Here is a 7,420-nt window from a genome sequence, read left to right on the forward strand (position 1 = left end):
TCATCAGTTTTATCATTTTAATACAGTACAACATTATGCTGCACCTAACTTTATCCTAAGATTTTCAATAAGGTTTTCCCAATACATTGCGTTTTCTTCTTCGTCTCCTTCTTCACAGAAATCTGTAATGTTAAGAGCTAAATCTTCTGTAATATCATCTATTGTGATAGTCATTTCAAAGAAATTTTTAGTTCCTTCATCCTCTTCCCATCTGAAACGAACGAAACCTTCAGGCTTATATCTGATTAAAGTAGCTTTTTCTGCAGGTCCTCCTCCCCAGCTAAAAAAGAAATCATCGCCTTTCTCTGTCACCTCATCCGCAAACCATTCAGACAACCCCTCTGCAGTTGCCAGATATTCATATAAAATCTCTGATAAACAGTGCATTGGAAATTCGTAATGGACTTTATGTTTCGCCATATAATCTTTGTTTTTATCGTTCCGCAATATATAAATTAATTTTTTTATTACACAAAAAAGCAATTATTTTTTTAAAGAATCTGCATGATATTTATCAGAGGTATCAAATCTACATTATGTTAAATACCAGCACATAAACTTACCATGTAAAGCATAAAAAAATCTCTCCGATTTGAAGAGATTTTAATCTTTAATTTTCATTCAATATATCAAGTATAATCTGACATCCCTGTCTGATCTCATCCAGGGAGAGCGTTAATGGTGGAGAAATTCTGAGGTATTCATTTCTGTACAGCTGCCAGAAAACAATAAGTCCTTTTTCCATGCATTTTTTGGCAACCTCCAGTGTATATTCCGGAGTACCAAGGTTTACAGCCAGCATTAAGCCTTTACCATTGATATTTTTAATTTTGGGATGTACCAGAAGTTCTCTGAATAATTTTTCTTTTTCTGCCACCTCATTCATCAGGCCACTGTCCAGTACTTCTTTCAAAGTAGCATAGCTTGCTGCTGCAATCAGTGGGTTTCCTCCAAAGGTAGTAATATGCCCAAGCTTTGGAGAATGGGATAATGTTTCCATAATTTCCCGGGAGCTCATAAAAGCTCCAACAGGAACTCCTCCGCCCATCCCTTTTCCCATAACCAGGATGTCAGGAACAATTCCAAAATGCTCAAAAGAAAATAGTCTTCCGGTTCTTCCAAATCCGGGCTGAATTTCATCAAGAATCAAAAGTGCTCCCACATCTTCACATCTTTTCTTCAGTTTGATCAGATAATTCTCATTGGGAACTAAAAATCCTGCAGCCCCCTGAATAGTTTCTAGAATAACACAAGCTGTTTTGTCTGTAATTTTTTCAAGATCTTCTTCACTATTGAACTCAATAAAAGAGATCATAGGTAATAAGGGACGAAATTCTCTTTTATGATTTTCATTTCCTGAAACACTTAAAGCCCCATGTGTATTTCCATGATAGGAATTTTTGAAAGAAATGATCTCTTCTCTTCCCGTATATCTTTTTGCTAATTTTAAACTTCCATCAATAGCTTCTGCTCCACTGTTTACCAAATAGGTAACTTCTAGCGGTTCCGGTGTGGCTTCTGCCAGTAATTGGCATAATGCTATCGGTTTTTCCTGTGCGTATTCACCATAAACCATTACATGAAGATATTTATCTGCCTGTTCTTTGATAGCATTGACAATTTTAGGATGGGAGTGCCCCAATGTATTGGCAGAAACTCCGGCTACAAAATCCAGATATTTTTTACCGTCAGTTCCATAAATATAGCTTCCTACAGCTTTTTCAACCTCAAAACCTGCAGCAAATTTTGTTGTCTGTGCCTGATATATAAAAAAGTCTTTGTGCATTTCCATCGTCTCAAAAAATTTCAGCAAAGCTATAAAAGATTCGCCAAATGCCGAAATTATAAACTCTGAATAAAAAAATACCCTTAAATAAATTTAGGGGCATTTCATTTTGTCAGCATACTTTCAAAACTTTACTGCATTTTTTCTATTGTAACAAAAGTATTAGGAGTTACTGTAAAAGTTTGTGCACCACCCACTTCAGAAATAGTATCCATTGTAAAATATTCCCCTTGCTTTAAATATAACACGGTATCTAAATTTACAAGTTTAGTAGTTGCATTAAAATCAGTAGCAGTTTCCAATAATCTGGTTCTTTCAACACCATTAACAAATAGGGCGATACCCAGTCGTTTATTGAAAGCTCCACTTTCTGTAGAGTTTAATGTCAAACTGACATTAATCCTGTAAGTTCCATTTTGTCTGATATAGAGTTTTGGGAGCTCCGTGGATGATGTTGTTGACACATTAGTTTTTGCTTTCAGGGGATCATTCAGGTATGTCCCGCTTGCAGAACTAAATGGCAAAGTAACCTGCCCGTTAGTTGTAGAAACAGCATTGTTAAGTTGAAAGCGGGTAACATTACTTCCTAAGCCTATAACATTAAATGCCTTACTCCAAACCAAGCCATCAAAAACCATTGTTTCTCCGGTACTATTTACAAATAGTAACAAACCTCTTAGTGCCTCAATTTTATTGGAAGGTGAAGGCGCATTGGATCCGGTATATGGTAAATCTGTTATGGTATTGACCGTTGGGAGACCAAATCCTTTTATATTACTTGCTTCACTTGCGTTGTTAATATATACCATTATCTGATCAGCGGTATTTACATCAGCACCCGTTCCATTGGTGAAATTTACCTGTGAATTGTATGTATGCAGTAAAAAAAACATACATATGCAAAATATCTTTTTATTCATGATTTAGTATTTTTTAATTTGTCTGACAACTGCATAGGAATATACAGGATCTTCATTTGTAGAATAATTGGCAAGACCTCCTCCGGAAGCAATAATTCTTTTCATATTAACAATAGATCTTATCCTTGCACCAGCAGGTAAAGATAAAGTTGTTGTAAAACTGGTGGTTTTTGTAGCACTTAGATCTACAATAAACATAAGAGAATAATTTGACTTTTCTGCAACATCTACATAGGTGGCTCCATTATCATAGCTTACCTGTAATCCTAAACGATATTCAACTAAACCGATACCAGCAGAAAGTCCACCACCACTCACTCCTAATGAAAGCCCAACCTCATATAATCCATTCTGAGCTATTAGAATACCATTTGCCGCATTTTTTATTCCCAAATAGCCGGTATCTACTAATAACTGATCCTTATTATCCGCAACTCCTCCCCCATATGTTAGGCTATACCCTGAGTTAACGCAGGCGTTTACTCCTGAAAAATCGCCACAAAAATTGCTAAAAGGAGTAGCCAGCCCCAATCTCGATACATTCGTATTGAATCTTCCCTGAAGCTGTCTTGCAGGATTCCAGGAAAAGCCATCATATTTATAGTACTGATCATCATTTTTATTATAGATTAGAGAACCTTCCAGATTAGAATGGTCGTTAAACAAGTCGGGAGCGGCAGCATTATATCTTGGAAAAAGAGTATAATTATCAGAGCTTGTAAGCAAAACTCCTCTAGTTCCGTCTTTCACTTTTAATATATTTTTGTTACTTGCGATATCACTCCCAATAACAACCTGTGCATGAAACCAGGATGCCAATAGTAAGAATAATAATTTTTTCATAAGATTTATTTTTATTACATGGTAAGTTTTTCAATAATAACCTCGGGTAGCTGATATCCGGTTCCGTCCAATTGAAAATTCATTGCGCCTCCGGTACACCCTCCGACAACAATATCCTGATTTCCAAAGAATGTAAATTTGACAATATCAGCAGTATTAAAAGTACCTACATAAGTACTTGAAATAGAATGATTGATTTTAGGGCCAAGAATACCTAAAATTTGAAGCGGATCCGTTGCACTATTTAATCTATATGGAGAAACGCTACTATTAATAGGTACAAAAGCTCCTGTTCCATTAGCCTGTAGGGATAAATTCATTCTTGCGTAGATCGTTTGTGCAATTCCAAGGCAAACCGGCGCACTAGACGTCACACGGCTGCTAAAAGAAATCCTGTATAATCCGGATGTTTTAAATCTTATTTGAGGGGTACTTGCTGCAACCAGCTCAACATCAGCGGCTATATCATTAAAAGCATTGTTGCCTGTAGCCGTTAGTGGTACATCAATAGGTGTACACTGCCTGTTTTCCGCTCCGCAGAGTACGCAAGTTCCACAAGAAGATGTTAAGGTGCCTCCTGATCTTACAAACCTGGCTAATTTCCCATTTTTTAAATTCACTAAAATAGGATCTGAAATAACTTTCCATTGCGTACCATCGTTTTGTGCAATATTGGCAGCTTGCTTATTATAAAGTATTGACCCCTGTGTTCCGTTTCCTGTGGTTCCTGCAGCCGAAACCGGCAAAATACTTGTCGTATTACTCCTCGGCAATCTTACCGCTTCATTGTTCTGCTGTACGTGCAATTCTGTTCTGATATCAGGCTGAAAAGCGGGAGCTTTAGAAATCCCAACCTGTGCACTTATTCCCATAGAGATAAGAGAGAACATGATAATAGACTTTAATTTCATATTATTATTTTTTTTCAATTTGACATAATAAATCTAACAAATATTATAATAATATTTATCAGATTTTTATTTAAAATAATAATATCAAAAAATAAAGTAGCTATATCAAAAAAACGATGATTAAATGTGAATTTTACTTATAAAATAGAGAAAAATATTAAAAAAATAATACATATCATCTACTGGTGAGTTAAGCAGTAGATTTACACTTTATAACGGATAATTCGGTTCTATTTTCGGAAGTTTCCATTAGGAGCCACTGGCTGCAATAATAGTAAACCTGCCATTGGGGAAAATCATTAGATAGCGTATATTTTGTCAATGGCTTTCTGCTAAACCGGTTGGGATATCTTATTTTTTTCAAATATCCAACCTCAGAAAGCCTTTAACAAAATTTTCTATTAAGATTAAACAGGCTCTAAATTAAGGGTGAGCATTAACTGAAATATTTTGATTTATTAATCTATAATACTTTTTCTACTGTCACATAGCTGTTATTAGTCACATTATACGTAGTAGTTCCACTCACCTCGGAAATGGATTCCAAAGTAATATACTGACCCTGAACAGCATAAACAGAAAAGTCTAAATTGATTTTACGGTTAGTTCCATCAAAATTGACTGTTTCTTCCAGCAGCTGAAATCTCTTAACATTATTTACATATAAACTGGCGCCTAATCTGTTACTAAAAGAACCTGCAGCACCTGTGAAATTCAAATTCACATTAATCCTGTATAATCCTGTCTGCCGAACATATAATCTGTTAAGGTCAACACCTGTTGTAGGTACATTGGTTTTAAGCTTTAATGGATCTGCAAGGAAATTAGGTTTATCAATAAGGGAGTTTATGGACAACAAAGCAGTACCTGTAGTAGTGGAAACAGCATTGAGCTGAAACCTTGAGATATTATCAGATTCTATTTCAAAGGCTTTACTCCACACTAACCCATCAAAAACCATTACCTGACCGGTACTTTTAACAAACAAAAGCAGTCCCCTCAATACCTCAATTCTTGATCCCGGAGCATTTACTCCTGTATAAGGAAGGTCTACTTCTGCATTTACTGCTGGAAGTCCAAAACCTTTTACTCCTGCTGCTTCGCTCGTATTGGTAATATACATCATGACCTGATCGTTTCCATTGGCATTAGAGTCAGGACTAGGAATATTTGTAAAATTCACCTGTGCGCTGTAAATATTCATTATGAATAAAGACAGTCCGAATATATATTTTTTCATCTTAAAAAGCTTTAATTAAACGTGCTGCAATATAAGAATTGATCGAATTGGCATCTGTACCATAGGCTGCTAATGATCCTCCTGATCCACCGATTGTTCTGATGGAAGGAATAACCCTCAATTCAGCTCCGACGGGTAAAGTAATAGTCTGGGCAAAACTGCAAGTCTTGTTTCCCTGTGTATCCACAATAAATATGAGTGAATAGTTTGACTTGGTAACAATAGTCTCCCATGCTCCTCCGGATGTATATCTAGCCTGTAATGTCAGTTTAAATTCCGTAACCCCTATCTGGGCACCAAGAGAACCACCGGTAAATCCTAAAGCAGCTGCTACATCATAAATCCCAGCCTGCTTTATGGTTACTGTGCTTGCATTCTTCAATCCAAGGTTATCAACAAGAACTTCACTTTTGTCATCCGGAGCTAAATAGACCGCTGAGCCGGTTGAAAGACATAGCCCTAAACCGAATGCAATACAAGGAATTGAAATTCCCGAAGAAATCCCCAATCTTGATCCTTTAGGCTGATATATCCCCTGTATCTGTCTTGCCGGATTCCAGGCGTAGCCATCATACTTGTAATACTGATCGTCACTCTTATTGTAGATAAGGCCACCCACAAGATTAGGGTAATCATTATACAGATCCGTTACGGCAGCATTATATTTTGGAAAAGTGGTAAAGGTATTGGAATAAGGTAATATGATCCCTTTGGTTCCATCCTGAACTTTAACAATGTTTTTAGAGCTGTATATATCTCCTCCAATACCTACTTGTGCCTGCAAAAAGTATTGAAAAAAAACCGCTATAATTAATATTATCTTTTTCATCTTATTGCATATTTATTTTTTCAACAATAATTTCTGAGATAGAATTTCCTGTGGAATTCATAGCAAAGTACATATTAGTTCCCAAGCAGCCTCCAACAGTCATGGTCTGGTTGCCAAAGAATCTCAGTCTTGCTCTGTCATTTGCGTTAAAAACCCCTACATAAGTAAATGCCAATGACTGGCCTACATCTACGGATCCTATGGGTATTGAACCCAGTGCAAACAATCCTCCTGTAGTATTGCTTACCGTATTATTAATAGGTCTCCATGTTGCTCCGTTATCAGAACTAACTTCCAGATTCAATCTGGAATACAGATTAGTGGTTGCCCCTATACAGAGTGCCTCCCCTACATCTAACGGTCCGCTTTTAAACGAAAGCTTATATAAACCTCTTGTTTTAAAGTTGATCATATTGCTTGTGGTACTTACCAATGCTATATCATTTGAGATTTCATTCAAGGCAGGGCTGCTTGACGTAAAAGGAACATCTGTTGCAGCACATGTCCTGTCGGACCCGATAAAACAGGTGGGAGGAATAAGAGTACAAGGCTGGCAAGTAGTGGTAGTGGTACCACTTCTTATAAAGCGGGCCATTTTATTATTTTTCATCACCGTAACAATTGGATCTGAGATCTTCCAGCTTGTACCATCGTTCTGAACAATACTTCCTGTTTCTCTGTTGAATATTACAGAACCCTGCGTTCCATCTCCAATAGTACCCGTTAATGAAGTAGGAAGAACTCCTGCGGTGTTGGCTCTTGGCATTCGGGCCGCAAAATTATCCTGCTTTACATGCAGCTGCGTTCTGGTATCCGGATCAAACGTGAGACTTTTTGAAATCCCAACCTGAGCACTCATCCCAATAGGAATGAGGGAGAACATGATAATAG

At 36.9% G+C, this 7,420-nt stretch carries 8 protein-coding genes; all 8 read right to left on the reverse strand.

Features of this window, described 5'->3' with window-relative positions:
- Positions 1-33: 33 nt before the first annotated feature.
- Positions 34-420 carry an START-like domain-containing protein gene (locus tag LQV47_RS19505; RefSeq protein ID WP_034696870.1) on the reverse strand — a complete coding sequence of 129 codons (387 nt, stop codon included), beginning with the start codon at positions 418-420 and terminating at the stop codon, positions 34-36.
- A gap of 190 nt (positions 421-610) precedes the next feature.
- Positions 611-1,786: an aspartate aminotransferase family protein gene (locus LQV47_RS19510; RefSeq protein ID WP_230040606.1), complete on the reverse strand. Its 1,176-nt coding sequence runs from the start codon at positions 1,784-1,786 to the stop codon at positions 611-613.
- A 131-nt stretch (positions 1,787-1,917) separates the two neighbouring features.
- On the reverse strand, positions 1,918-2,679 hold the full coding sequence (locus tag LQV47_RS19515) for a hypothetical protein (protein ID WP_230040591.1): 762 nt from the start codon (positions 2,677-2,679) through the stop codon (positions 1,918-1,920).
- Between the two features lie 30 nt (positions 2,680-2,709).
- Entirely contained in the window at positions 2,710-3,549 is an 840-nt protein-coding gene (locus tag LQV47_RS19520; RefSeq protein WP_230040593.1) for a hypothetical protein, read from the reverse strand.
- 14 nt (positions 3,550-3,563) lie between these two features.
- Positions 3,564-4,460: a hypothetical protein gene (locus LQV47_RS19525; RefSeq protein ID WP_230040595.1), complete on the reverse strand. Its 897-nt coding sequence runs from the start codon at positions 4,458-4,460 to the stop codon at positions 3,564-3,566.
- Between the two features lie 463 nt (positions 4,461-4,923).
- Positions 4,924-5,700 carry a hypothetical protein gene (locus tag LQV47_RS19530; RefSeq protein WP_230040597.1) on the reverse strand — a complete coding sequence of 259 codons (777 nt, stop codon included), beginning with the start codon at positions 5,698-5,700 and terminating at the stop codon, positions 4,924-4,926.
- A 1-nt stretch (position 5,701) separates the two neighbouring features.
- Positions 5,702-6,529 carry a hypothetical protein gene (locus LQV47_RS19535; protein WP_230040599.1) on the reverse strand — a complete coding sequence of 276 codons (828 nt, stop codon included), beginning with the start codon at positions 6,527-6,529 and terminating at the stop codon, positions 5,702-5,704.
- A 1-nt stretch (position 6,530) separates the two neighbouring features.
- On the reverse strand, positions 6,531-7,420 hold an 890-nt coding region (locus LQV47_RS19540; protein WP_230040601.1), incomplete at its 5' end, for a hypothetical protein.

Origin of the sequence: Chryseobacterium sp. Bi04 (assembly GCF_918698085.1) — a bacterium.
In the GTDB taxonomy this organism is placed as follows: Bacteria; Bacteroidota; Bacteroidia; order Flavobacteriales; family Weeksellaceae; genus Chryseobacterium.

What these genes read in the sequence shown, in the direction of transcription:
- LQV47_RS19510 (WP_230040606.1), bottom strand. Translation starts at nt 1,786, where the DNA reads ATGCACAAAGACTTTTTTATATATCAGGCACAGACAACAAAATTTGCT.
- LQV47_RS19530 (WP_230040597.1), bottom strand. Translation starts at nt 5,700, where the DNA reads ATGAAAAAATATATATTCGGACTGTCTTTATTCATAATGAATATTTAC.
- LQV47_RS19535 (WP_230040599.1), bottom strand. Translation starts at nt 6,529, where the DNA reads ATGAAAAAGATAATATTAATTATAGCGGTTTTTTTTCAATACTTTTTG.
- LQV47_RS19525 (WP_230040595.1), bottom strand. Translation starts at nt 4,460, where the DNA reads ATGAAATTAAAGTCTATTATCATGTTCTCTCTTATCTCTATGGGAATA.
- LQV47_RS19520 (WP_230040593.1), bottom strand. Translation starts at nt 3,549, where the DNA reads ATGAAAAAATTATTATTCTTACTATTGGCATCCTGGTTTCATGCACAG.
- LQV47_RS19505 (WP_034696870.1), bottom strand. Translation starts at nt 420, where the DNA reads ATGGCGAAACATAAAGTCCATTACGAATTTCCAATGCACTGTTTATCA.
- LQV47_RS19515 (WP_230040591.1), bottom strand. Translation starts at nt 2,679, where the DNA reads ATGTTTTTTTTACTGCATACATACAATTCACAGGTAAATTTCACCAAT.